Below are 24199 nucleotides of genomic sequence, written 5' to 3' on the forward strand. Positions count from 1 at the left end.
CTGTCGGGAGCTCCGGTGGAGCGCGAGGTCAACAGTCCACACCGGCCGACGGGCATTCAATAGCTCGCGAGAATCCGTTCCGGGCCCGGCCTGGGGGCCGGTGACGGAGCGTCGGAGGGGATTCGCGAGCGCTTGACGAACGGGTGGTGCGGGGTGGTGGCAGCACGATCGAGGAGGCGGGGGTTAGCCGCGCAACCCCGTGCTCAGCGAGTACGTGTACGCGAGATAGACGATGACGAAGGCGTGCGGCTGCTTCGGATCATCCGCCGGGGCACCGGGTCGGTGGTGACCTGGCGGCGTGCCCAGGTGGTCCTGCTGTCCACCCAGGGCATGCCGGTGGCGAAGATCGCCGAGGTCACCTTCACCAGCGCGGACCGGGTCCGGGATGTGATCCATAACCTCAACGCCGACGGCTTCGACTCGTTGTATCCGAAGTACAAGGGCGGCCGGCCCAAGACCTTCACGCTGCCCGAGCGCCGCGAGATCAAGAAGATCGCGAAGTCAAAGCCGACCGAGCACGACCTGCCTTTTTCGACTTGGAGTCTGACCAAGTTGGTGGACTTTCTGGTGAGTTCTCCCCGCACCTGACCACGAAGAAGTGCCAGCGGGTCGAGGCCTGGGCCACCGCGAACAACGTCGAGATCGCCTACACCCCGACCAACTCCTCATGGCTGAACCGGATCGAGGCCCAGTTCACCGCTCTGCGCTACTTCACGCTGGACGGCACCGACCACGCCGGCCACAAGGAGCAGGGCAGCATGATCCGCCGCTACATCATCTGGCGGAACAGGCACACTGCCGATATTCGCTTGCGCTCCCTCGTCACTCGGGTCAACGTCGCGTGACACCTGACGAAGGCAGAGAAATGACCACGCAGCCCCATCCCGTCGATCACGAGCTCATCCAGGCAGCGGCGCACGTTGCTCGCACTCGCTGCCGGGGCGACAACCACACCATGGCAGCCGCGGCCCGCGCCCAGGACGGCCGGATCGTCACCGCCGTGAACGCCTACCACTTCACGGGGGGACCCTGCGCAGAGCTGGTCCTCATCGGCACGGCAGCCGCCCAGGGCGCCTACGAGCTGAACACGATCGTCGCGGTGGGCGACCGCGACCGAGGGGTGGTCCCCCCATGCGGCCGGTGTCGCCAGGTCCTCCTCGACTACTTCCCCGCCCTCAAGGTCATCGTCGGCGAAGGCGATCGCCTCCGAGCCGTCCCCATCACCGACCTGCTGCCCGAAAGCTACGTCTGGGCCGACCACCAGCTCGACGCCGAGTAACTGCGCTACTCAGCACGCGCTGGCACCGCCGACCGACAACAGCGCAAACGTTGCCTGATGCGGCACTAGGGTCCGTCTTCAAAAGATCGTTTGCGTGTTGGATCATGGTGTGGTGATACGTCGCCACGAACTGTCGGATACAGAGTGGGAGTTGCTGGCCCCGCTCATACCCAGTGCTGTCAGGGGCCGGCCTCGGGCGGAGGACCGCCGGGTCATCAACGGGATGGTCTACAAGATCCGGACCGGGGTTTCCTGGCGTGACCTGCCGGAACGCTACGGTCCGTGGAAGACGGTCTACACCCGCTTCCGCCGCTATGCCATCGACGGCGTATTCACCCGGGCCCTGCAGCAGGTCCAAGCCCGGGCCGACGCCGCCGGCGACATCGACTGGCTGGTGCAGATCGACTCCACCATCGTCCGAGCCCACCAGCACGCCGCCGCCACCGGCCGAAAAGGGGGAAGCACCAGACGGACGAACCGGACGATCACGCCCTCGGTCGATCCCGAGGAGGCCTGACCACCAAAATCCACCTCGCCTGCGACGGCCGAGGCCGGCCCCTGGCCATCCTGCTGACCCCCGGCCAACGACACGACGGCATCTGCGCACGCCCCCTGCTCGAACGCATCCGAGTACCCCGCACCGGCCTGGGCCGGCCCCGCTGCCGACCGGACCACGTGATCGCCGACAAGGCCTACAGCTCACGCGGGTTCCGCGCCTACCTGCGCCGACGTGGAATCGGATCCACCATTCCGGAGAAGAATGACCAGAAACGGCACCGCCGGAACCGAGGCCGGCGAGGTGGCCGACCGACAGGATTCGACAGCGAGATCTACCGCCGCCGCAACACGGTCGAACGCTGCTTCAACCAGCTGAAAGGCTTCCGAGGCATCGCCACCCGCTACGAGAAGACCGCCACCTCCTACGAAGCGGCGGTCACACTCGCATCACTCCTGCTCTGGGCAAGATCGATTTGAAGACGGACCCTAGCCCTCTGAGATGTCAGGCTGCCGTCCGGAACACCGCCGCTCCTGTCAACGCGCGCCACCGTCATCTCCTGGCAGCCGGCTTCATCGGCGTGATCAGGGGAGGGCTCGTGTTCCTCTCTTCGAGAAGTCCGCGCCCACGGCCATCGCCACGGGGATAGCAGCCGCGGGCGCAAGCATCGCAGCACTTCACAACCTGGTCGGGTACCTGTCAGCGGGCTCGTTCAGCGGGTGCTGGTCCCGTGTGCCAGGGTGTCGAAGCCCGGGGCGGGCGGCTGGTGTCTGGCACCGGCGACGGAACCCCGCCCCGGGCGCCTGGCAACTGCTCTTTGGGTGTTGACGACGGCCGGGAACGGGCTGTTCCCTCTCCCGCATCACCGGCCCTGGCTCAACTCTGTGATCAGCGAACGCGCTGGGCGGACGCTGATGACGTGAGTGAGGTCAGATCATGGCTGTGTCCCCGAACCTGGTGCCCGCGTCGGTCACCGCCGTCAGCGGTCTCGCGACCGCGATGGCCGGCGCCCCGTGGTGGGGCGTGGTGATCTGTCTGGTCCTGACCCTGGCCGCGACGTCCGTGCAGACGCTCTTCCCGCAGGACTCCCCCGACCGCCTCACCTGGTGGACCAACCACCGCGCACACCGCCTCCTGCGCCGCACCCACCGCAGTGGCACGCGTCCTGGTCCTCCGGCATGACGCAACCTCCCGGAAGGACCGACCAGGGGCTGCTCCTATGTCCCTCCGGGCGAGCCGCGCTGTGGCCTCGACGCGCATCGCTGAGCTCGCTGCCGCGGGCCGTGGCCCGTGATGGCCGAAGCCCCGCACAGCGCTGCGGGTGTACGTGACAATCAAGAGCCCGCGTCCCGCGCGCATGCGGACGCGGGCGTGGTCGACAGGGGGACAGACGCGGATGGGTACAGCGAAAGGCATCGGGCCGGAGGCGGCCGCGTACGCGACCGCTTTGTGTGCCGCGGTGCACGGCTTCACCGGGCGGGGTGGCACCCAGAAGGAGATCGCCGATTCGGTGCATATCTCCCCAGCCGCCTTGTCCCGGTACATCCACGGTGAACGCATCGCCCCACGGAGCTTCATCGCGGCCCTGGACAAGTTCCTCGCCCAGAGAGGCCGGCCGCTCGGGGCGGAGGTGCGGGCAAGGCTCGATGAGCTGTGCGGGCTCGCCCACCAGGCCAGCCGTTCCCCGGCTGTGCAGCTGGCCTACCTCAAGGAAGAGCTCGCACGGGTACAGGCGGAGAAGAACGCTGGAGAAGCAGAACTGGCCGCGCTCCAGGAACACGCCGACCAGCTCGCCAACCAGCTGAAGCAGGCCTTGCACCAGGCGCGCCACTCGGAGAAGGAACGTCGCGCCCTCGAGGAGCGGGTCGCCGGCCAGGACAACACCCCCCAGCACGCCCAGACCTACACCCTCCAGCTCGAAGCCGAGCTCACCGCGCTGCAGAAACAAGTCGACCTCATCCAGCACGAGGTCAAGGTCCTGCGCCGCCAGAACAACCACCTCATCGAAGAGGAAGGCACGGCCACCCCGGGCTCGGAACCGCAGGCGGAAGCGACCGTTTCCGGTGAGTCAACGCAGGACACAGCCTCGGGAGGGGGATCGTCTCCCCCGCCCGGAGGGACCTTCCATGACGGCAAGAAGGACGGGGACACACCCTCCACCCACCACGCCCCACCCCCGCAAACGCCGGCCTACACCGTCTCGTGGACCGGGGACGAGGACCCAAAAACGTTCACCAAGAACGGGCTCGCAATCCCCGGAGGCCTGCTTCTCGCAGCCGCGTTCGCGGTCCTCTACATGGCGATCGAAGGCTCAGCGAAAGACGACCCGGCCTGGGCCTACGTCACCGGCCTGATCTTCCTGGTGAGCGGGGCCGTCCTGTGCGGCGACATGATTCCGGCCGACAAAGAGAAAAGTGCCATACCCGCAAGAACCCTGACCCTCGACACCAGCGGCCTCACCGCCAGCGACACCTACGGCAAACAGCACTTTGCCCGGACCTCGATCAACAAGATCTCCATCCACCACACCTCGGAAAAGATCAATAATCGCGCACCCCTCGCCCTCCACCTCCAGCTCCACTGGTGGTCCCCGGACGCCCACAGGAAATCCGGGCCCCCTGCTGGATGGCCCCTCGAGCAAGACACGCCGGAAGCCTGCAACCGCCAGCCCCACACCTCTCGAGACACGTGGGTACCGGTGTGTGTGCTGGGCCCCCTGACGGAACCGGCCAAGACCGACCTGAAGAACGCCCTCGCCGCCAACCTGAGAAAGCCCCCGAAAGGCATCTGGTAGCCGTCCTGGCTCCCTCCACCAGTACCGCGTGAACAAACAAAAGAGGGCCCGCCCCTGAAGGGCGCGGCATCATCGACGCCCAGGAGAAATGCTGCTTGCCGGAGGAGTCCTTGGTGATTCCCTGCGGGGCGTGGTGGACGGAGATGTCGCCAACGTGTCGCAGCGCTGTGTCAGCAGGTGGTGACAGCCAAGCTGACGACGTAGCCCGACATCGAGGCCTGCCAGATCTGCAACCCCCAGACAGGCCTGCAGTGAAACACGGCGCCCGGCAAGATCTCACCACGACTCCCCCGGCTCATACGGCCGAGCCCGCACAGCACCGGGTGCCGATCTCAGCACTGTGCTCGCGGCTGAGTACGCCCTGGCCCATCTGGAAGCCGATGCGGGGTGGATGGACAAATCAGTGAGAGCGTCTGACCCGCCAGGCGCTCCACAACGTTCTATCCGCTGAGTATTCAGCTTCCTTCATGGAGCCCACCCACCTCGTCCTTGCCGGCTCTTCGCGCCTCTGTTACCGCATGGCCGGTCAGGCAGCGGCCGGTCGCGACGCAGCGCGTCGAGGAGCAAGAAGTGTCGTTGCCGCGATTCCTGCGGTGAGCAGGAGAAGGGAGGCGGTGGCGGCGAGAGGGGAGCTCGCTTCGTGCAGGGGCCAGGTCCAGGGGAAGGGGCGTCCTCCTGGACCGAGGCCGATGAGCGCGCAGACAACGGGCACGAGGGCAACGGTCAGGGGGCCGTACACGTGGCCGGCGAGGTATTGGGCGATGAGGCCGGTGCCCAGGTATCCGAGGAGATTCCTTGCCGCGGCGAGGGACATGGATGAGTCCGCCGCGTAGGCGGCGCCGAGGCCGAGGGTGATGGCCAGCAGGGCAGCTGCTGTCAGCATGCCGGCCTGGTATCGGGCTACGGGGCGGACCGCGGTGGTGTCGTAGAGGCGTGGAACCCGGTTGAGCGCGTAGAGAGTGAAGGCCGCGGGGAGGGCGGGGAGTACGAGGGCTACGGGGATTCCTGCGCTCATCCCTGCAAGCAGGGAGGGGATCGGCAGGGCGGAGCCGCCCAGGAGTGGTACCAGCAGCATGGTGACGATGAGCACTGCTGTGGTGAGGGGTGTGGCGTGTGCGCGGTGCCACCAGTTCACGATGCGGCTGCCTTGGTGTAGGAGGCGGGGGCCAGGTTGGGCAGGACGGCGCAGTCGTGGACGGAGCGCATGTTGCGTTCGTACCAGGCGTGTTGGGCTTGTGCGGGCAGGGCGCGGATCTGTTCGGCGAGGGTGATCGCTTCGAGGGGCCAGCGCTGGGCGAGATCGCTCTTGGGGACGCCGCCGGTGAGGGAGAGCCAGGCGTATATGGCGATCATGGCTTCGTCGCCGGGATAAACGGCACCTTGGCGCAGTGCGCACGCAGGTGCTTCGTTGGGCAGTGGGCTGGTGGCAATGTTCGAGGCGACATTGGCCTTGTCGGGCTGGGGGGCGCCGAACTCGATCTGCCGGGCCGGGGTGACGCCGACGGTCGCCAGTTGAGCGGTGGTCTCCTCGGCCCAGCGGCTGATATCTGCCCGTCGGGCGTTCTGCTCGGGCCACAGGCAGATCTGCGGTGTCTGTCCCGTACAGGTGCGCAGTTCGGTGTCGCGGGCCTGGGTGCCGTGGAATTCGAGGGGAACGGCCAGGGTGAGCGCCACGGCGGTGGCCACGGTGAACCCGGTCAGTGACAGCAGGGGGCGCCAGAGGCGGTGGCGGAGCGCTGAGCTGAGGACGACGGCCGTCACGATCGCGAGGGAGAAGGTGAGGGTGGCTGCCAGGCTGCGGATGGAGGGTTCCTGGTCCAGCCCGCAGCACTCGGTGACGCCTTGTCCGTTGAGGTGGCGCAGCCAGGGCAGCCCGCCCAGGGCAGCCGGCCAGAATCCCCAGAGGTATCCGAAGATCAGCATGGCGGCGGCGCCGAGAAGTTTCGGCAGGCGGGCGCCGACGAACCAGCCCAGAGCGATATGGGCCACGACCACGCTGTAGGAGACGGCGAGGATCGCCGGGTTCGGGAAACCGGGGGTGGAGGCCACCGATGTCACGATGACGGCGAAGGGCGCGATCATCGCGATCAGGCCGAGGACGGCGACAGGGCCGAGATGCAGGACCGCCACGCTGAACAACCCGCGGGCCGGGGCCAGCACCGTGATCCCACCCTGTTTGAGCCGGGCTGCTTCCCAGGCCGCTCCCGCCCCGCACGCGGCGCTGATGAAGCCGACGACGATGGTGGTCTGAGAGCTGATGGAAGGCCAGTAGGCGATGGTGGAATCGGTGTTCTGGGCGCTGAACCACACCAGCACGGGAACCAGGACCAGGGCGGCCCACACGGCGGGGCCCGAGCGCAGAAGTGTCGAGATACGCACAGTTCAGACCTCCCCTCGGACCAGTCCGCGATAGGCGCTTTCCGCTCGCCGCTCGTACGGGGTACCGGCGGGGGCGGTGGAGAAGAAGTCACTCACCGGCCCCCGGAACACTGGCCGGCCCCGGTCGAAGACGATGACCGTCTCGTAGATGTCGGCGAGGTCCTCGGTCTGGTGCGTGGAGACGATGAAGTGCACCGAGCTGCTCAGTTCGGCCAGCAGATCCCGGAAGACACCGCGCTGGACCGGGTCGAGGCCCGCGGTGGGCTCGTCCAGGAGAACGATCTCGGCCTGATGCACCAGCGTCTGCGCGATACCCAGGCGGCGAAGTTGCCCGCCGGACAGCTCATGGCTCTTGCGCTGGCCCAGTTCCGTAAGGCGGACCCTTTCCAGCGCTGTGGCCGAACGGTCCCAGGCCTCCCGCTTGGACATGCCTTTCAGCCAGCCCACGTACGCTGCCTGCTCCCGCACCGTCAGGGCCGGGATGGCCTTCACCTCCTGCGGCAGCCAGCCCACCTTCTGCCGGAAGGCCCGACGGTCCCGCCGCCGGACGCTGTCCAGGCGCCCCAGCGTGACGCGCCCCGACACGGGAGTCAGGGAAGACGCCCCCAGCGAAAGCAGTGTCGACTTCCCCGCCCCGTTCGGACCGAGCAGGACAGTGCACCCTTGCGGGAGGTCCATGGTCAGGCTGTCGAGCACAGGAGTGCCGGCCCGGTACGCAAAGGAACAGTCCGTGTAGTGCAGTGGCACGCAAAACCCCAGGTGAGTGATGACTACAGGCCCAGACGGCATTGCGGGGTGTGTGGTTGCAACCACACACCCCGCAACGACGTGAACCGGTCAGTAGCGCACAATGCCTCGTTCGCCGAAGCCCTTTTTGCGGGCTCCGGCCGCGTGCTGGTGTGCTCTGACGACCGTGGAGTCGACGGAGACAACCCAGTTCAGGTTCTCGTCGGCATCTGCCCGAGCCAGCAAGGCGTTGAACACTCGCTGCCAAGTCCCGTCGATCGCCCAGTTCCGCAGTCGGCTGTAGGCGCCCTTCCAAGAGCCGAACTCCGCGGGTAGATCCATCCACGGGGATCCCGTCCGGTGCTTCCAAGCGAAGGCATTGATGACCTGCCGATGGTCACGCCATCTTCCACCTCTACGAGGAGTCCGGTCCGGCAACAATGGCTCGATCCAGGCCCACTGGGTGTCAGTCAACACACCCGTACAACGACGGGCAGCCTTCGCCGCAACGCCTCAGAACCCGGCCATGGACTTGTCGAGCACACCGCCCACGGCACCGTAGATGCTGCATCGAACGGAGTGTCCGGCCCTACGGCGGAGCCCGAACCCCACGACGAACGACACCGCGAAGAGTCCGCCGAGGACCACCGCCACGACTGGGCCGTAGACGAAGTACACGACGTATGCGACGACCGCCCAGACCAAGAGGGGGAGGAACGAACCACGCAACATTGCCCAGAACGTGATCTGTTCTGGTGCTCCGGGCAGGGCACGTTGATGCCACACCTCTATGTGGTTCCTGGTCGCACAGTTCTCACGCCGCATGGACCCATCTCATCACTGGGCGCTCACTGATCTGTAAGAAACGGCCTATGGACTGTCGTCAAAGTGATCTTGACTAGTGGATCATGGTCAGGTGATACGTCGCCATGAGTTGTCCGATGCCGAGTGGGATCTGCTGCGACCTTTGCTGCCGACATCCTCGACGGGCCGTCCCCGGTTGGACGACCGCACGGTCCTGAACGGCATCGTGTGGAAGTTCCGCACCGGGGTGGCCTGGCGGGACGTGCCCGAGCAGTACGGGTCATGGGCCACCCTGCACACCCACTTCCGCCGCTGGGCCAAGGACGGCACCTTTGAGCAGATGCTGCAGGCCGCACAGGCCAAGGCGGACGCGGCCGGTGACATTGACTGGCTCACCTCGGTCGACTCCACCATCGTCCGCGCACATCAGCACGCCGCCGGCGCCCGAGAAGGGGGATCCGAAACCGGGCGCTTGGCCACTCGCGCGGCGGGCTGACCAGCAAGCTCCACCTGGCGGTCGACGGACTCGGCCGCCCGCTCGCCCTGGTCCTCACCGGCCGGAACACCAATGACTGCACCCAGTTCACCACCTTGCTCGACGCGATCCGAGTACCCCGACTGGGCCCGGGACGTCCCCGAACCCGACCGGCGCACGTCATCGGCGACAAGGGCTACAGCTCGAAGGCGATCCGCACCTGGCTGCGGCAGCGCAACATCGCCCACACCATCCCCGAACGCACGGACCAGATCGCCAACCGACTCCGGCGCGGCCGTTCTGGCGGCCGCCCGCCGTCCTTCGACAAGCAGCTCTACAAGCGCCGCAACGTCGTCGAACGATGCTTCAACAGACTGAAGCAGTGGCGCGGCATAGCAACGCGATACGACAAGACCGCCGAGTGCTACCAGGCAGCCGTCACACTCGCCTCACTCCTCATGTGGGCGTGATCTTCGACGCCGGTTCCTAGCCGACCAGGCGGCGGCGCCAATCCAAGGGGGTAACGGTGATGGCGCGGCCGGGGTCATGATCCCACTCGGTGTGGAGGCCGACTGCTTCGAGGGCAGCCACGACCTCGTGGCCGATGGCTGCAGTGGTCTCGGACGAGTCGTCAAAGCCGCCGTAGAGGAGCATCAGTCCGTGTCCAGCTGCGGCGGAGTCCGTGCACTGAGTGTGGAAGTAGACGAAGCCGCGGGCGTTGGGCTCGCCTTCACCGCCGATCTCGGACTGGCCACAGCTACGGCAACAGGTGAAGTTCTCGCGGGCGGTGATACCGGCCTCCTGCAGGGCGGTGAACGCGCGGGTGAGCCGCTCAGGGTCGGTCTCGCGCTGCCATTTGGCCTGCTCCGCAACCCGCTCCAGCCACAATTGGTCGGCCAGCACCTCCGCCTGCTCGCGCGACACGGGCCGACGGTCCTTGACCAGGTACTCCTCAGCAAGCTCGGCCAGTTCGGCGCGGGAAGCGTAGCCGCCGACCAAGACCTCGCGGACGCGCTTCTCCAACTCCACGCGCTCATCTTCGTCGAGGTCGAACGGCGGCACCTCACGGGCGGGGCCCATGTCCAGCAGCGACCAAACCAGACCACCGTCCCACCCGGCCTCCTGGCGGGCCCAGCCGGTCATCGCCGCAATCACGACCTCGGGCCCGTCGACCATCGCCTGGAAGTGCCGGTCAGCGGCACCGTCGCGGTACTCCAGCGTGTAGTCACCACCGGCCCTGTGCCAGACCTGGGCGAAAACGTCAGGCAGGTCGGGTATCCGCTGGACCACCAGGAACAGGTCACCATCACCACCGATTCGCCGGACCAACCCAGCCAGCTCCTCGGCGGACACACGGACGTGCCGCTCCCTGTTCTCCGTCTTCACCACGATCTCGAGCATGCCCAGACTCTGGCACACCCCTCTGACTGCAGACCTCCCGGGACCCGCGACGCAACTGCTGCTCCGACAGCCGACCAGTCCCGATCCTGGTGGTCGTTGACCGAAGTTTGACGACAGTTCCTAGGAGGTCAGCCCACCCCTGGAGCGGCCGAGTGCCGGATTTCGGAGCCCCCTTTTCGGGCCCCGGCAGCGTGCTGGTGGGCTCGGACGATGGTGGAGTCGACCGGCACCAGCCAATCGACCTCACCCGCCGAATCGGCCCGCGCCTGGGCTTCCCGAAGCATCCGCTCGAAGGTGCCGTTCCTCGCCCATCGACGGAAGCGGGTGTGCAGCGTGGCCCAGGATCCGTACCGCTCTGGCACGTCCCGCCAGGCCGTGCCGGTCCGGAACTTCCAGACGATCCCGTTGAGGACCGTCCGGTCATCGAGTCGCTTCCGCCCTCGCTCCGACCTGGGCAGCAGAGGTCGGACGAACTTCCTCTCGGCATCAGACAATTCATGACGACGTATCACCCGACCATGATCCACCACCCCAGATCATGTGATGGCAAACTCTATGCGCCCGTGTTCAGGAAGATCCAATGGTCGTCCGGCAGGTTCGCAGGGGCCGGAGGGGGAACTGGACGGGCCTCTTCATGCCAGGCGGAGCCCACGGCAGCCGTGGCGACTCCACGCCAGAATCGAGCAGCGCCTGCGTTGGCCTCCTGGAAAGCGACGGCCCAGGCACCGGGCCGGGAGCGCATCAGGTGAAGGGCGGCCTGCTGGCCGACGCCGCGCCTACGCAGCGCCCGTACGACGAAAAACGCAGAGATCGAGGTTTCACCCTCGAGTGTCGGACGGGTCAGAACGAAACCGCTCGGCGCCGTGCCGTATTGGATGAGTAGGGCTTCCCTCCCCGGCTCATCAAAGAACAGCGGCAGGCTGCTGAACCCGAACCTTCCATCGACCGCCGGGAGGTGGCCGAGAAACTCCGACATATCGTGACGATACAACTGGGCCAACTGCTCGACGACGGTCCGCAGTTCACCGCCCGCAAGGCACAGGGTGATTGGCGCAGAGTCAATGATCGGGCCCATCCAGCGATTCTCGCATGCACGCAATATGTTCCAGCGCGGGAAGTATCGTGCAAACCAGTGTCTCCCTCACACCAGCCCAGAGAGACATTGACGACACACCCTAGGAGGCGACGGCTTCCTCAACCGTTGCCCGAACTCGCAGGAGAGCATCGACTCCACTGATCTCAAAGAGGCGCCGCAGTTGGGGCCCCGGGCCGGCCACGTACAGGGTGGCCGCCTGGTGGGCAAGGATGATCACGTTCAGGAACGACGAATCCGCGAAGCTGACGCCGGAGGTGTCCAGGACCACCTTCGAATGCTTGCTGGTCGCGTTGTTCAGCGCTTCGGCCAAGGGGGGGATCGTGCCCATGTCGTACTCGCCGTGCGCCACGATGACCCAGGCATCGCGACACTGGTACTGGCGCACCACGCCTTGCGCCGGCTCCGGAGCCTGATGATGCGGACGCACGCTGTTCTCGTCGGCGTCAGCACCTGCCGGTGTGACGGCCTCGCTCCACGACATTCTCGTGGCCCTCCCGCAACTCTGACCTGTCAGCAATTACGCGAAAAGTATGTCATGCATCCGGAGGTCTGCGGGCATCTGCCTCTATAGACTGGGCTGCATGCCCGGAGTCTCCACATCTCATACCGGTTGGACGTTCATCACCAACCACGCACGCGTGCTGGCCGCCATCGCCGATGACCCGAACATCCGGATCCGCGACATCGCAGCCCACTGCCAGCTCACCGAGCGGGCCGTCCAGCGGATCATTGCGGACCTCGAGCAGGACGGATACCTCTCCCACACCCGCGAGGGGCGCACGAACACCTACCGCGTCAGAGCGGACAAGCTGCTGCGCCATCCCGCGGAAGCCGGCCTCTCCGTGGGAGCCCTGCTCTCGCTCCTCGTACAGGACGAATCCGACCGCAACAGGAAACCCATCCCCCTGTAGTCGCACCCAAGCTGGGCGACCCCGACCCATGGGGAAGCGATCGCGGCGGACGAGCTATGACCTCCTCGAATGTACTTCACCCCCAGCGCAGCACCACCCGCCGCAGCTGCGCACGGACACCGCTGCAGCGTGCGGTGAGGCGCCCCAGCGCGTGCCGCGGGCCAGCGCTTGACCGTGACCCACGGCATCCGGTCGTGGCCCTGAACTCCACACAGAGCTGAGAGCGGTGAGGGAAGTTCTTGCCGATCTTCCATGCCTGGGTATTCGCACCGGTGCCGCGCGCTTCCTTGCAGTCGGTGCACTTCCACCCCGCAGCGCCGGCCAGGAAGGCGGCTCCGGCGGCCGGGGCGTTCGAGCGAGGCGTCCTCGCACGGGAGCAGTACAAGAACCGCACCGGAACCGTGACTGTCCCAAGGGCCACATCGAAACCGTGATCGTCGACGGCGAGGAACCCCCCCCCCCCCCCCCGTGAAACTGGGGGTATTTCTCACGAACAGCAAGACCCGCAGGGCCAAGCTCGCCGCCGACAAACTCGCCCAGCTTGCCGCCCTCGGGCTGGAGTGGGCGGCCTGACGGATCAACGCGACGCCCGCCCTTGGGAGCTCTTCGGGGCGGGCGTCGCGCCGCTTTCGCTGTTGGTGGCGTTCTCGGTGGCACGGGCGAGGAAGCGGGCGTATCCGTGGTCTGCGCGGGCCAGCAGCGCCGCAGAGGGCGCGCCGAAAGGGCGTCGGCCGGACCGGTCGGGCTCGGCGTTCGTGGCTGCGGATTCTGTCATCGGCGCTCCCCCACTCGCGTGTCCTCGCGGCCCCGCTGTGAGGGGGCCGGGCGGCCCCGGCCGTACTGCGTCCCGTCACGGGGACCGGGGCCTGTCCCGCACACTCCATACCGGCACGGACTGAGCAAAAGCGTAGCCCTGCCAGGCAGTATCGGCAGCGGGCTGAAAGTCCGTGAAGTGCGGATCACGCTGGACGGCTGGAAGGCGGGCGCGAGGGCGCGCGCCAGCGAGTGGAACCGCACCGAATACGTGCGGTCGGTCCAGGGCTGGAAAGCCATGAGCTCCAAGCAGTCCCGGGGCTACAAGTACGAGATCGCCACCTGGAAGATCAACAAGAACATCCCCCACGGACACCGCATCTGCGCCGAGGTCACCGGCTACGAAGAGCGGATGCCCTGCGTCACCATCAAACGCTGACCACCCGCCGGCGGGGCCACGCCCGGCCGCCTACACCTACGCCCGCGTGTCGCCGCACGGAACACCGCCTCGAAAGCGACACAGTGACAGCGAGTACGCGCTCAGCCCGCCAGCCAGCCGCCGAGCGCCGACCCACTGCGGCTCCCCGGGAGCCCCCGAGCCCGCGGGGAGCCGCAGCACCAACTGCCGCACCCCAGCTCCAGCCAGCAGCTGCACAGCGGCAGCGCGCTGTGGCTTCCGGGCCCAAGGGCCGCACCCCCTACGCAACCCGGAAGCCACAGCACCCCCGCCCCGACGCCAGGCACCAGCAGCACTGCGGGCGCTCGCCGCCAAAGAGCCAGCCCCACCCGACCCCTGCGGGTGAAAAATGCCTGAGATCATTACGCGGCTGGACCGGCGATCACTCCTCGCCGGTCCGGCATCCCCGGCCTCGCCCCGTAGACGGGCCCGCTGAAACCGGCACATCCGCCCCAGGCCGGCTGACAGCCTGAGCGGATGACCGAGCACACACAACCGCGGATCTACGGGGACTGGAGCAGTCCTCAATGGTTGAGCAAGCGAAGCACTCGCTGACACTGCCCACGACGGATCCCAGCGACGACGAAGGCGCCGCCGACGAGTACCGGAACCACCTGGCCGGCATCCACCTCCGCGGCAACAACAACGTCCTCGGCGAACCCGCTGGCAGCGACCTCCCGTGCCCCAGGAGGCGACCTCCGAGTCTCCGGAAAACGGCAGGTCAAAAGCAGTCGCCAGCACCCCAGGAGCGGAGCACATGCGAGGCGTGCGCGATGCCGGCTACTCGGCCATCGCTTCGTGGCGCAGGTCCGGTGTGCGTGCTTCGTCAGGAAGGGAGGGACCGTGGCATTGCCGGACAGCGGCATCGCCCTGGTCGACGAGGTCCTCGTACACCCCGACCTTGAAGCTGATCAGGTCCAACGACTCGGTGAGCCTGCCGATCTCGGCGGTGACCCGCTCCTGGTGCTCACGCATGAGCGCGAGCCGTTCCTGTGCGTTGCCCGCGCCTTCCCTGACGAGCTCGGCGTACCGGCGCAACACGGTCAGGGGCATGCCGGAGGCGCGGAGAATGATGCAGACGTTCAGCCAGTCCACATCGTCCTGCGTGTAGAGGCGGCGCCCGCCGGGCCCGCGCCGCACGGCGTTGACGAAGAGGCCCTCTTGCTCGTAGAAGCGCAGCGCGTGAACGCTCAGACCGGTGGACTCGGCGACCTGTCCGATGCTCAGACTTCCGGGGACCTTGATGATCATGCGGCTCAGGGTATCGGGGGTTGATCTAGAGAGGACTCTAGCTCCTAGGGTGCCTCGTGCGGCCGACGCTCCTGTCGCCCTGCGTGATCAGCTAGTAAGGGAAGACCACCATGCGCTACCGCGCCCTCGGTAGAACCGGCATCGAAGTCAGCGTCCACTGCCTCGGCACCATGATGTTCCAGAACGGATGCAATTCCGACCATGACGACTGTGCCCGCATCATCCACAACGCCCTCGACCAGGGCATCAACTTCGTCGACACCGCCGACATGTACGGAATGGGCGAGTCCGAGGAGATCGTGGGCAAGGCGCTGCGAGGACGCCGTGACGACGTCGTACTCGCGACCAAGGTCCACTTCCCGATGGGTGAGGGACCCAACCGCGGCGGTAACTCCCGGCGTTGGATACTCAAGGCGGTCGAGGACAGCCTCCGGCGCCTGAACACCGACTGGATCGACCTCTACCAGATTCACTTCCCCGACCACACCACCGACATCGAAGAGACGCTCTCGGTCCTCGACGACCTCGTACGCCAGGGGAAGATCCGCTCCTTCGGCTGCTCGAACTACCAGGCCGATGAGATCGTCGAGGCGCACCACGTCTCCGAACGCCGTGGCCTGGGACGTTTCCGCACCGACCAGCCGCCCTACTCGATCCTGGCCCGTGGCATCGAGTCCTCGATCCTGCCGGTCTGCGAGCGCTACGGCATGGGCGTACTGGTCTGGAGCCCCCTGGCCTTCGGCTTCCTCACCGGCAAGCACCGCAAGGACCGGCCCGCCGACCTGGCCACCGGCCGTGCCGCGATCCGGCCGGCGAACTTCGATCCCGCGATCGCTGCGAACGCCGCCAAGTTCGACGCTGTGGAACAGCTCGTCGAACTCGCGGACAGCATCGGCTGCACCCTCCCGCAGCTCGCCGTCGCCTTCACCGTGGCCCACCCCGCCGTCACCTCGGCCATCGTCGGACCGCGGACCATGCAGCAGCTGGAGGACCTGCTCAAGGGCGCCGCGCTCACCCTGGACGATGCGACCCTCGACCGGATCGACGAAATCGTGCCGCCCGGAACGAACCTGTACAACCCCGCCGCCTCGCTCCCCCCGCGCTCCCTGACCGAGACTGCCCTGCGGCGGCGCCCGCTCGCCGAGCGCTCCGCAGCCTGAGGCCGACGGCTGCCCCGCGCGACGGGCAACGATCACACAGGAGACGGGAAGCGATCTTCGAACGCTCCTGATCCCGCAGGTCAGGCGTACTCGTGAACGCCCCTGACCGGGACACTGGCCGGCCCCGGTCGAAGACGATGACGGTCTCGTAGATGTCGGCGAGGTCCTCGGTCTGGTGCGTGGAGACGATGAAGTGCACCGAGCTGCTCAGTTCGGCCAGCAGATCCCGGAAGACACCGCGCTGGACAGGGTCGAGGCCCGCGGTGGGCTCGTCCAGGAGAACGATCTCGGCCTGGTGCACCAGCGTCTGCGCGATACCCAGGCGGCGCAGTTGCCCGCCGGACAGGCGATGGCTCTTGCGCTGGCCCAGTTCCGTAAGGCGGACCCTTTCCAGCGCTGTGGCCGAACGGTCCCAGGCCTCCCGCTTGGACAGGCCTTTCAGCCAGCCCACGTACGCTGCCAGCTCCCGCACCGTCAGGGCCGGGATGGCCTTCACCTCCTGCGGCAGCCAGCCCACCTTCTGACGGAAAGCCCGACGGTCCCGCCGCCGGACACTGTCCAGGCGCCCCAGCGTGACGCGCCCCGACACGGGAGTCAGGGAAGACGCCCCCAGCGAAAGCAGTGTCGACTTCCCCGCCCCGTTCGGACCGAGCAGGACAGTGCACCCTTGCGGGAAGTCCATCGTCAGGCCGTCGAGCACAGGAGTGCCGGCCCGGTAGGCAAACGAACAGTCCGTGTAGTGCAGTGGCACGCAAAACCCCAGGTGAGTGATGACTACAGGCCCAGACGACGTTGCGGGGTGTGTGGTTGCAACCACGCCCCGCAACGTCGTGAACCAGTCAGTAGCGCACAGTGACCGTGGAGACGCTGAGATAGGCGGACACGGAGTCCTGCCCGGCTGCTGGGCCCTCTGGCGTTGATCCTTCAGGTCGACTTGACGGGCGTCAGTAGCGGCCCTGACGGCCTCCCTGTCGAAGGAGAGCCCGAGGCGCTGGGCGTGGTTCGTGATGGTGCCGACTGCCCACCCCGTCTGACGGGCGATGTCGTTCCGGCTGACGCCGTCAGCGTGAAGCTGACGCAGGGTCTCTTCGTCCTCTGCGGAGAAGGTGCGGGCCATCGCCAGCTCACCCCCTCGCGTGCGTGTGATGACGGGTGACCGGTCAGGGGCTGACGGCTGATAGTTCTGAATCGTCCTCGGCGCTACAGGAATTCTGGAATCGTGGACTCGTGGACCCGGAATTCCTTGCAATCGCAGCAACAGCAGCATCAGCCATCGCTGCTGCTGGAGGCTCTCAGGCGTACGGCGCTCTAGTGGGTAAGTGGCTCAAGCGCGATGTCGATACGGAACGGGAGCGCCTGCGTACAGAGGTGCTGGGCGAGACCGGTGTCTCTGACGAGTCGACGGACGGCCTTGAAGCTGCCCGAGGTCCGAGGTCCACCGCTGACCAGCGCTTTGCTGCCCTGCTGATCGAGTACTACGCGTACGGGCTTACGCAGGCCCGGCGGAGCTTCAGTGTCAGCCTGACCTGCTCCGTGGTGGGTGGCCTCGTTCTGATCTTCGGTATCGGAATGGCGATCTTCCGGGCTGAGACCACTGGTGACCTGTACGCCTCCGTCACGGCCAGTGTGACCGGTCTCCTGATGGCGGTCATCGGGACCTTGTTTCATCGGCGTGCGGACCTGGCGCTCAAGCACATGGAGTCGCAGACCGAGTCGCTCCGTCAGGACATGAAGGTCGAACGGGATGCCGGTCAGGCGATCCAGCTTCTGGAAGAAGTCGATGACCCGGCGCTGAAGGCCCATCTCCAAGCGGCGTTGATCCTCAAGTTCTCGGCGGCGAAACTGCCAGAGCTGGGCGGCGTGCTGAAGCCATCCGCCCCTCTCGTAGAACCGACTGCCAACGGAGCAGTACCCCAACAGACAGGGCCCACGGTGCTCTGAAATCAGGCGGCCTTCGGCGCGCGCTGGGCCTTAGCTCTCGTGCCCAGCTCGGCCCGTGCGACGTCCAGGTGGCGGAAGAGCTTCTGGCCCCGGTGATCGAGGCCCTCGACTTTCAGGTGGCCACGACGGACCCACGAGTAGACCGTCACGATGCTGACGCCCGTCAGCTCCGCAGCCTCTCGGGCCGTCAGCCAGGTTTCGTCCTCCACTGAAGCCCTCCCGAGGGCATGCAAAGGGCCCCGTACCCCCAGAGGAGTCGGGGCCTGCGCGTGGACGCAATTGTCCTGCTGTTCGAGAGTATGCGTTGCACTAGTGCAAAGCGCAAGTACTCGTTCTGACGGGCATCATGACGGGTCCCACTGCGCCTCGGCGTCCTCGGCCGCGCCCTCTCGCATCTGGCGTTCCAAGCTCTCGCGCTCTTCCCGACGGGAGGGCCTGGGCAGGGCATCACCGCGCATGTATGCGGCCAGCAATGAGATCGCATGCTCCGTGTCGAATGTGCTCGCGTACGCCTCGTGCACTGCCTCGTACGTGTCGACGGATATGGAGTTACGGAGGGCGCCCAGCGCGTCCTTAAGGCGCTCTCGCAGCTCCTCACCCTCGGGGATGAGGGAAGCGTTCAGCTCCGCCTCATCCGTGAGGGTGTAACCGATCCGGCTCCACTCGCTTCGTTCGTCGTCGGACACCAACTTCCAGGTGAGGACGTGCCTCCGCAGGCCGTACAACTCGGCAAGAGACTTCTCGGCTGCGGTTCTGCCGCGCTCCTCTACCAGGCCGGCTCGGGCCTCTTCCCGCTCCACGCGTGCCGTCTTGGCCTGGTGGCTCTGCTGGAACCATGCGCCCAGCAGGGCCCCTCCGGCACCCACCACAGCGCCACCGAAGCCGATGAGCCCCGCCAACGTTTCCGCTTCCACTACCTGGCTCCATTCAGGACTTGCTCGGATCTCTTCTGACGGGCGTCATGACGGGGCACGGGGTGCCCCTGGCAGGCGGTGCCTGGCTCACACAGGTGGTAATTCACCCTGGTACATCCCCTCGGAGTGAGCCTCAGCTTCTCTGCGCTCGATCACCAGGCGGGAGGGTCCGGGCAGAGTGTCATCTCGCATGTAGGCCGAGAGGATCTGAATCGCCTCTACCGCCAGGTGGCGGCAACGTCTGATCTCCCTGAGGAGCTCCATCCCATCCGTTGCCTGTGCGTGCTCTCGGCCCACCATCAGCGTCGCGCCCGCAATGCCCATGAGCTCCTCGATGCGGTCCTGCACCTCCCTGGCGTTCGGCATCAGCATCACCGCCAGCTCGGCTTCGTCGAAGTGCCTCTTGGCGGTCAGCCGCCAGGGCTGCCCCTCTTCTCTGGCCATAACAGCCGTGAACTCCGTCATGAAGCGCCGGAGGTTGTAGAGCTCTTCGAGTGCCTTCTCCCCTGCGGCCCTCCCGCGATCCTCGGTGCGCTGCGTCACGGCTGTCCTGGCCTGGTGACGCTGGCTGATGATCGTTGCCCACACTGATACGCCCGCACCCACCAAAGTTCCCCCAAGGCCGAATACAGCGGCCAGTGTCTCCGGTTCCATGCCGATCATCATGCCTACGGGACCAGCCCGCGTGGGGCTGATCCCGTCAACTCCTTCTGAGCCGGCTCACCGCGGCTCAGCCGAAGGGATTTCCACCCTGTGTCTGGACTCCGGCGGTGGCTGCTGCCAGGTAGGCGGCGTAGGTCTCCCTCTGGTTCCACGTGAAGAGGACGGTGCGGGAATTGTTCGCGATGGCCTTCTGCGCCTCAGCGGTCGCGATTCGGAGCTGCCCCCGATCCTGCTCTGTGGCGAGCTGTACGTACCCGTTCACGAGGCGCGTGGGCTCCTTGGACTGCACCTTGATGACGGCCCCGAGAGGGATCACGGAATCCTTGGCGCCGGTCACCTTGCCCATGAGCTTGCGCTTGATCTCGGCGCGGTCTGCGTAGAGCGTCACGGTCGCGACGTAGCCCTTGAAGACCTGCGCTTCGGGCTTGGGTGCAGGCGCACCCTTCGAGAGGTCGTATGCCATCGGGACAGTGTGCCGCTTTGCCCGTCGCGTTGTGGGCGCTATGCCCGAAGCCCCGCCGTCTGCTGGCCGTTCAGCCGGTCCTGGAGTGGTCAGCTCTGGTGTGGGCAGCCGCCCAGTGGGCTGTCTTGGTCGTCAGCTGCCCCCGATCGGATAGGCCGAGCCGCCGAGGAGCAGTCCGCGGCGGTTGAGGACCTTGGAGCGTCCGCGGCACCACGCATTGCAGAATCTCCGCGATCGGTGGGTGACATGGGATAGAGGTTGAGTGCAGACGGGGCAGCAGCCGGGCCCAGCGACGGGTGCGAGGCGCGGCAGTAGCTGCCGGATGCGTTCGGCCTCTGCCTCCGAGCCGAAGTGCCGGGCGTCGGCTTGGCCGCTGCAGCCGGTTAGGAGTTCGGCGAACACCGCACGCAGCTCGGCAAGGTCGCGGCGGCAGGCGCCCAGCAGGGCGAGGAAATCTTCGATGGGCCAGAAGGCGAGGACGTCGGAGCGGGTCGTGTAGAGGCCGATGGTGTCGATCCGGTATCGGTCGGCAGCATCGAGCAGGAGGTAACTAGTCAGCTGCCAGGCGGTGAGCTGGGACATCTCTGCCCATGGGCGTCGGGTGCTCTGGAAGTCGAGCAGCAGGCCGTCGACAACGAGGTCGGCATCAGCGGTGATCCGGGCGCCGGCGAACGTCGGGCCCCCATGGCAGTCCGCGGGGCGGGTGTGGGTGCGCAGGACATCCAGCGGGCCGTGGGCGGCATTGTGAAGCTGGGCGACGATGTCGGCCACCATGCCGCGGTGGGGGAGTTCCAGCAGCCGTCTGAAGGTAAAGGCCCTGGGGTCTTGCAGGGCGGCCTTGGCGAGCGGTGTGTAGGCGAAGCCGATCGGCGTTCGGGCGAGGACCTGGTACCAGGCTGCGGCGATAAGCATTCGGGCCAGGTCCTCCTCTTCCTCCTGGGCACGGTCGATCGGTTTCTTCCGGTTGTCCAGGTCGAGGTGCTGAACTGCCTCGGTCAGCCGTACCGCGAGTTCGTTGCCGACCGCTCGCATCCGCAGCCCTTCTCCGCGGCTGCCGAATCCGCCGGTGCGCTCGATGCCCAGCAGGGAGGCAGGGTCGACGGGCTGGGCCGTAGTGAAGGCCAGGCGCAGCCTCTGGTCGATCGCCGTGCCGACCGTGCCGGCCTCGGTTCCGACGCCGGGGGGTGGGAGCAGAAGGTGGTCGGCCCGATGTTGGGCGCGGTAGCTGTGTCGTAGTTGGCTTGGGCCGGCTGACAGTTCGCGGTCCAGGAATCGGCGCAGCGGGGTGTGGGGGCTACGCAGCCCATCGACCAGGGACAAGACGGATCACCGCCGTTCGTCGGGCGCCTCCAGGAGGCGCAGATGACACGGAGCTGACGGTAGGGAGGGGTACTGACATGGCGTCACCCGCTGGAAGCAGCTCGGGGGGTTGCCTTGCTCGGAATTCGCCTGGAAGGCCTATTGCGTGGCTCCCCCGGCGAAGGATGTTGAGGTCTGGCGCTGCCACGCGGGTGGCACCTGGCCGGCCCGCTCATGCGCAAAGATGCTCGGCTTCTCCTGCGGGCCTGCGGTCGGGGCCGGGTGCCATCAGGTCAGTGAGGGGAGGCCTCCTGCAGTTCTGTCTCACCGCCGGGCGTGACCGGGTCGGGCGGCTGGCTGGAGGGCTGGTGGGGGGCGCCTTGGCTCATGGTCTGAACAGAGTCATCGGCAACCGCGCTACACGGCTGCGGGCCGCGAGATCGCTGAGGATGGACCTTCGACTTTCATCATTGTGGCTGCGCGCCAAACGGGTTACCTATTTGCTCGATAATCGCATGGTTTGTCAGTGGCTGCTGCTCCACTGACGACGTGACAGAACACAAGGCGATCTTTGGCGACTTCGACCGCGCTGCGGAGGAATTCAACTGCGATCCGATGATCCAGACCCTTCTGGATCGCGAAGAGCGGCGGCTGCTCAATTCAGCCTCGGCGGTTCCCGACGGCGTTGATGAGTGGCGGGCGCTCGTGACCGAGGTTGGCTTCGTCCGGCGCAGTTCCGTGCTGGCCCGAGGGGCTCCGCTGCATCGGATCAACCAGCGCCAGGCATGGCAACGCTTCCCCGGCGGTCTCTACGACCCCCGCACCCTCGCCCTGGCCGCGCTCGAGGCAGTGGTGAGCCGGCAGGAGATGGAAGCGGAGGCGACGACGGAGGAGGTAGTCGAGTTTCTCGCGTCCCTGGCAGCGTCTGCGGCGCCCGAACGGTCGACCGCCGAACATCTGGCGGTGGCCCGGTTCGTCCTGCGAGAGCTGCTGAACGACGCGCAGCACGGGGAGGAGATCGAGGTCTCCTACAGCGACTACCGCGAGGGGCACAGCCGGGTCACGCTGTCCCTGCGGATGCTGGAGGAGGGCCTCGGTAGGCGTGGCCAGGCCGTGCTGCGGGCCACGACGCCGGCAATCAACCTGCTGCTGTCTGGCCTGGAGCATGACCTGGAGGACGAGCAGGCAGCAAAGGACACGATGCTGCGCCGTCAGGTGGCGAGCGGCCGGTGGGGACGTGCGGAGGAGAGCGCAGCCGAGAGCCTGAAGCTGTCCCTGATGTACTGCGAGCGGGTGCGAGCGGTGCTCGAGGAGACCGATCGCGATGTGCGGGCGGTGGACTGGAGCCGGGAGGTGCCCGGTCTGCTGACGGCGTCTCGCGAACACCTCGGTGAACGCCACCGGGTGGAAAGCGACCTGATGGAGTACATGCGCGGGGTCCGCAACGCCGTGGAGGACGCCGAGGTTCGGCGCACCTGCGAGCGGGTCCTGCGCCTGCTGGGTCGGGCCCATTTGCGGCATACGCAGCTGCTGGAGAAGGTCATCGACGCCCGTCCGGCTTTCTTGCGGTCCCAGGCCGACCAGCGCTTCCGTCCCCCGCCGCGGCTGGCTCTCGTGGGAGTGCAGGAGGACGTGCTGGAGCCTTTGCTCCGCCTAGAAGCCGAGGAAGCCGAAGTGATCGCGAGTCGGTTCGCCGATGCGGTCGGCGGTCCCGTGGTCTCTCATCTGCCACGCCTTCAGGATTGGTGGGCCTCGCTTCTGGCTCCGGCCCGGGAAGTACAGGAGGCAGTGCCAGACGAGGACATTGAGCTGATCGCGGACGACCCGGGCGAGCTCTCTGTGTACAGCCCGGAGGATGCCGTCGTAGCGCGCACGGTGCTCATGGAGGCTCTGCGTACTCCGGTGCGGCTGTCCCAGCTTCTCGAACGGGCTCTGGTCCACACAGTGGAGGCCGCGGACCTGCTGGCTGTCTCGGTGCTGCGGGCCTATGCCCCCGATCCCGAGGAGGACGAGGAGGACGTCGCTGCGGACGAGCTGGCGGACCTGCTCGGAGACCTCGTGGTGGTACTCGATGACGGCGCCGTCTTCGACCTTGGCCCACTGGCGGGCAGTGACCTGCTGCTCGTCCCCGCCCAGTCGCTGATCCCCGATCCCACGCACGCCGAGAACGACTTGGAGGTCCTGGTATGACCACCAGTACGTCTGCCTACTCCCCCGCCGACCTGGCCGACGCTGCTGTGCTGGTGCGGTTCGGATGCCAGCCGCGCCTTCGGCCTCTGCAGTTCCCGCAGTACCGCGACCTGCTGCAGCGCTACCGGATGGACGGAGCCTTCCGCGACGCGGTGGATGCCAATGCGGACGGCCTGGACCTGGAGGTGAAGGAGGCGCACATGGTCGAAGGGCTGATCCTGCATCCCCGGGAGGGCTCCTGGCTGTCCTATCGGCTCAAGGACCACCCGAAGCTGACGGTCAACGACCGCCTGGTCCTCGGGCTCGCCCATGTCGCCATCGCCGCCCGCGCCTACCCCACGGCCAGGGATCTGGAAGAAGAGGCCGTCAAGCGAATCTCGGTCACAGATGTCGACGATTTTCTGCGGCGACTCACCGCCAAGCTCCGCGAGGCGGCCGTGGACGCTGAGGGTCTGCCCGTGCCGCACCGCGAGCTCCAGGCAGCCTGGCAGCTGTACACCAAGCTCCCGCCCTCCCAGCTGACACGCAAGAAGGGGCAGCTGTCGCAGTCGAGTACCCAGCGGGTGATCAAAGAGGCGCTGGACTGGCTGGTGGGCCAGGGCATGGCCACCCGCGCGGACGAACTCGGACCCGGCACCTATCGGCTCGCCCACCGCTTCCGCGTCCAGGTACGCGAAGCAGCCGCCTCGGAAGCATTCACCGCGCTGTGCGACCTGCGCCGCGCCCATCTCGTTGAGGAGAACTGAC

25 protein-coding genes and 4 pseudogenes are annotated in these 24199 nt (G+C 67.0%); 12 read left to right on the forward strand and 17 right to left on the reverse strand.

Going from position 1 to position 24199, the window contains the following annotated elements; translation table 11 throughout:
* Window positions 1–249: 249 nt before the first annotated feature.
* The 5 genes and pseudogenes from OG379_RS39715 to OG379_RS39735 all read left to right on the forward strand — a co-directional run bounded on the left by OG379_RS39715 (window position 250) and on the right by OG379_RS39735 (window position 4569).
* A pseudogene (locus tag OG379_RS39715) lies at window positions 250–845 on the forward strand (transposase).
* A 20-nt stretch (window positions 846–865) separates the two neighbouring features.
* On the forward strand, window positions 866–1279 hold the full coding sequence (locus OG379_RS39720; protein ID WP_331734944.1) for a cytidine deaminase: 414 nt from the start codon (window positions 866–868) through the stop codon (window positions 1277–1279).
* A gap of 115 nt (window positions 1280–1394) precedes the next feature.
* Window positions 1395–2254 (forward strand): IS5 family transposase gene (locus OG379_RS39725; RefSeq protein ID WP_405669064.1). Its coding sequence is split into 2 segments (ribosomal slippage): window positions 1395–1761 and window positions 1761–2254, totalling 861 coding nucleotides; the frame shifts between segments, so codons are not numbered across the junction.
* 457 nt (window positions 2255–2711) lie between these two features.
* A complete protein-coding gene (locus tag OG379_RS39730) occupies window positions 2712–2957 on the forward strand; it encodes a hypothetical protein (RefSeq protein WP_331734945.1) in 246 nt (81 codons plus the stop codon).
* 277 nt (window positions 2958–3234) lie between these two features.
* Entirely contained in the window at window positions 3235–4569 is a 1335-nt protein-coding gene (locus OG379_RS39735; RefSeq protein ID WP_405668895.1) for a hypothetical protein, read from the forward strand.
* Between the two features lie 526 nt (window positions 4570–5095).
* Here the strand turns inward: OG379_RS39735 and OG379_RS39740 are convergent.
* From OG379_RS39740 to OG379_RS39760, 5 genes and pseudogenes are all read right to left on the reverse strand, one after another.
* Window positions 5096–5704, reverse strand: coding sequence for a hypothetical protein (locus tag OG379_RS39740; RefSeq protein WP_331734948.1), 609 nt, complete (start codon window positions 5702–5704; stop codon window positions 5096–5098).
* The gene (locus tag OG379_RS39745) at window positions 5701–6948 is read right to left on the reverse strand and encodes a hypothetical protein (protein ID WP_331734950.1); all 1248 of its coding nucleotides are present in this window, start codon (window positions 6946–6948) and stop codon (window positions 5701–5703) included. Before OG379_RS39745 ends, OG379_RS39740 begins: the two co-directional genes overlap by 4 nt.
* A gap of 3 nt (window positions 6949–6951) precedes the next feature.
* Window positions 6952–7737 (reverse strand): ATP-binding cassette domain-containing protein, encoded by a 786-nt coding sequence (locus OG379_RS39750; protein ID WP_331734952.1) that lies wholly within the window; start codon window positions 7735–7737, stop codon window positions 6952–6954.
* Between the two features lie 78 nt (window positions 7738–7815).
* A pseudogene (locus OG379_RS39755) lies at window positions 7816–8151 on the reverse strand (IS5 family transposase); the annotation flags it as partial.
* Between the two features lie 36 nt (window positions 8152–8187).
* A complete protein-coding gene (locus OG379_RS39760) occupies window positions 8188–8406 on the reverse strand; it encodes a hypothetical protein (protein WP_405668898.1) in 219 nt (72 codons plus the stop codon).
* 184 nt (window positions 8407–8590) lie between these two features.
* Between OG379_RS39760 and OG379_RS39765 the strand changes: the two are divergent.
* Window positions 8591–9423: pseudogene (locus OG379_RS39765) on the forward strand (IS5 family transposase).
* 16 nt (window positions 9424–9439) lie between these two features.
* Here OG379_RS39765 and OG379_RS39770 read toward each other — a convergent pair.
* The 4 genes from OG379_RS39770 to OG379_RS39785 all read right to left on the reverse strand — a co-directional run bounded on the left by OG379_RS39770 (window position 9440) and on the right by OG379_RS39785 (window position 11931).
* The gene (locus tag OG379_RS39770; protein ID WP_331734955.1) at window positions 9440–10354 is read right to left on the reverse strand and encodes a DUF6891 domain-containing protein; all 915 of its coding nucleotides are present in this window, start codon (window positions 10352–10354) and stop codon (window positions 9440–9442) included.
* A gap of 128 nt (window positions 10355–10482) precedes the next feature.
* Window positions 10483–10884, reverse strand: coding sequence for an IS5 family transposase (locus OG379_RS39775; protein ID WP_405668900.1), 402 nt, complete (start codon window positions 10882–10884; stop codon window positions 10483–10485).
* Between the two features lie 23 nt (window positions 10885–10907).
* On the reverse strand, window positions 10908–11429 hold the full coding sequence (locus OG379_RS39780) for a GNAT family N-acetyltransferase (protein ID WP_331734957.1): 522 nt from the start codon (window positions 11427–11429) through the stop codon (window positions 10908–10910).
* Between the two features lie 100 nt (window positions 11430–11529).
* Window positions 11530–11931: an STAS domain-containing protein gene (locus OG379_RS39785; protein ID WP_331734959.1), complete on the reverse strand. Its 402-nt coding sequence runs from the start codon at window positions 11929–11931 to the stop codon at window positions 11530–11532.
* A gap of 100 nt (window positions 11932–12031) precedes the next feature.
* Here OG379_RS39785 and OG379_RS39790 point away from each other — a divergent pair, with 100 nt between their 5' ends.
* Window positions 12032–12361: a helix-turn-helix domain-containing protein gene (locus OG379_RS39790; RefSeq protein WP_331734961.1), complete on the forward strand. Its 330-nt coding sequence runs from the start codon at window positions 12032–12034 to the stop codon at window positions 12359–12361.
* Between the two features lie 577 nt (window positions 12362–12938).
* Here OG379_RS39790 and OG379_RS39795 read toward each other — a convergent pair.
* Window positions 12939–13136 (reverse strand): hypothetical protein, encoded by a 198-nt coding sequence (locus tag OG379_RS39795; RefSeq protein ID WP_331734969.1) that lies wholly within the window; start codon window positions 13134–13136, stop codon window positions 12939–12941.
* A 177-nt stretch (window positions 13137–13313) separates the two neighbouring features.
* On the opposite strand from OG379_RS39795, the gene OG379_RS39800 reads away from it, so the two are divergent.
* Window positions 13314–13553, forward strand: a complete 240-nt coding sequence (locus tag OG379_RS39800; protein WP_331734971.1) for a hypothetical protein — start codon at window positions 13314–13316, stop codon at window positions 13551–13553.
* 798 nt (window positions 13554–14351) lie between these two features.
* On the opposite strand, the gene OG379_RS39805 is transcribed toward OG379_RS39800, so the two are convergent.
* Entirely contained in the window at window positions 14352–14822 is a 471-nt protein-coding gene (locus OG379_RS39805) for a MerR family transcriptional regulator (RefSeq protein WP_405668903.1), read from the reverse strand.
* 110 nt (window positions 14823–14932) lie between these two features.
* Between OG379_RS39805 and OG379_RS39810 the strand changes: the two genes are divergently transcribed.
* A complete protein-coding gene (locus OG379_RS39810) occupies window positions 14933–15982 on the forward strand; it encodes an aldo/keto reductase (protein WP_331734974.1) in 1050 nt (349 codons plus the stop codon).
* 271 nt (window positions 15983–16253) lie between these two features.
* Here OG379_RS39810 and OG379_RS39815 read toward each other — a convergent pair.
* A pseudogene (locus OG379_RS39815) lies at window positions 16254–17249 on the reverse strand (ATP-binding cassette domain-containing protein); the annotation flags it as partial.
* Here OG379_RS39815 and OG379_RS39820 point away from each other — a divergent pair.
* Window positions 17210–17923 carry a hypothetical protein gene (locus OG379_RS39820; protein ID WP_405668906.1) on the forward strand — a complete coding sequence of 238 codons (714 nt, stop codon included), beginning with the start codon at window positions 17210–17212 and terminating at the stop codon, window positions 17921–17923. The pseudogene OG379_RS39815 and the gene OG379_RS39820 overlap by 40 nt on opposite strands.
* Window positions 17924–17925: 2 nt before the next feature.
* On the opposite strand, the gene OG379_RS39825 is transcribed toward OG379_RS39820, so the two are convergent.
* From OG379_RS39825 to OG379_RS39845, 5 genes are all read right to left on the reverse strand, one after another.
* Complete coding sequence (locus OG379_RS39825) at window positions 17926–18132, reverse strand: helix-turn-helix domain-containing protein (protein WP_331734979.1); 207 nt, start codon at window positions 18130–18132, stop codon at window positions 17926–17928.
* Between the two features lie 135 nt (window positions 18133–18267).
* Window positions 18268–18837 (reverse strand): hypothetical protein, encoded by a 570-nt coding sequence (locus tag OG379_RS39830; protein WP_331734982.1) that lies wholly within the window; start codon window positions 18835–18837, stop codon window positions 18268–18270.
* A gap of 87 nt (window positions 18838–18924) precedes the next feature.
* On the reverse strand, window positions 18925–19491 hold the full coding sequence (locus tag OG379_RS39835; protein ID WP_331734985.1) for a hypothetical protein: 567 nt from the start codon (window positions 19489–19491) through the stop codon (window positions 18925–18927).
* Window positions 19492–19567: 76 nt separating this feature from the next.
* Window positions 19568–19963: a hypothetical protein gene (locus OG379_RS39840; RefSeq protein ID WP_331734988.1), complete on the reverse strand. Its 396-nt coding sequence runs from the start codon at window positions 19961–19963 to the stop codon at window positions 19568–19570.
* A gap of 132 nt (window positions 19964–20095) precedes the next feature.
* Entirely contained in the window at window positions 20096–21283 is a 1188-nt protein-coding gene (locus tag OG379_RS39845; protein WP_331734991.1) for a hypothetical protein, read from the reverse strand.
* A 528-nt stretch (window positions 21284–21811) separates the two neighbouring features.
* Between OG379_RS39845 and OG379_RS39850 the strand changes: the two genes are divergently transcribed.
* Window positions 21812–23452, forward strand: coding sequence for a hypothetical protein (locus OG379_RS39850; RefSeq protein ID WP_331734993.1), 1641 nt, complete (start codon window positions 21812–21814; stop codon window positions 23450–23452).
* Entirely contained in the window at window positions 23449–24198 is a 750-nt protein-coding gene (locus tag OG379_RS39855; protein ID WP_331734996.1) for a hypothetical protein, read from the forward strand. Before OG379_RS39850 ends, OG379_RS39855 begins: the two co-directional genes overlap by 4 nt.
* Window position 24199: the final 1 nt, after the last annotated feature.

Origin of the sequence: Streptomyces sp. NBC_01166, from assembly GCF_045039765.1 — a bacterium.
Lineage (GTDB): Bacteria > Actinomycetota > Actinomycetes > Streptomycetales > Streptomycetaceae > Streptomyces.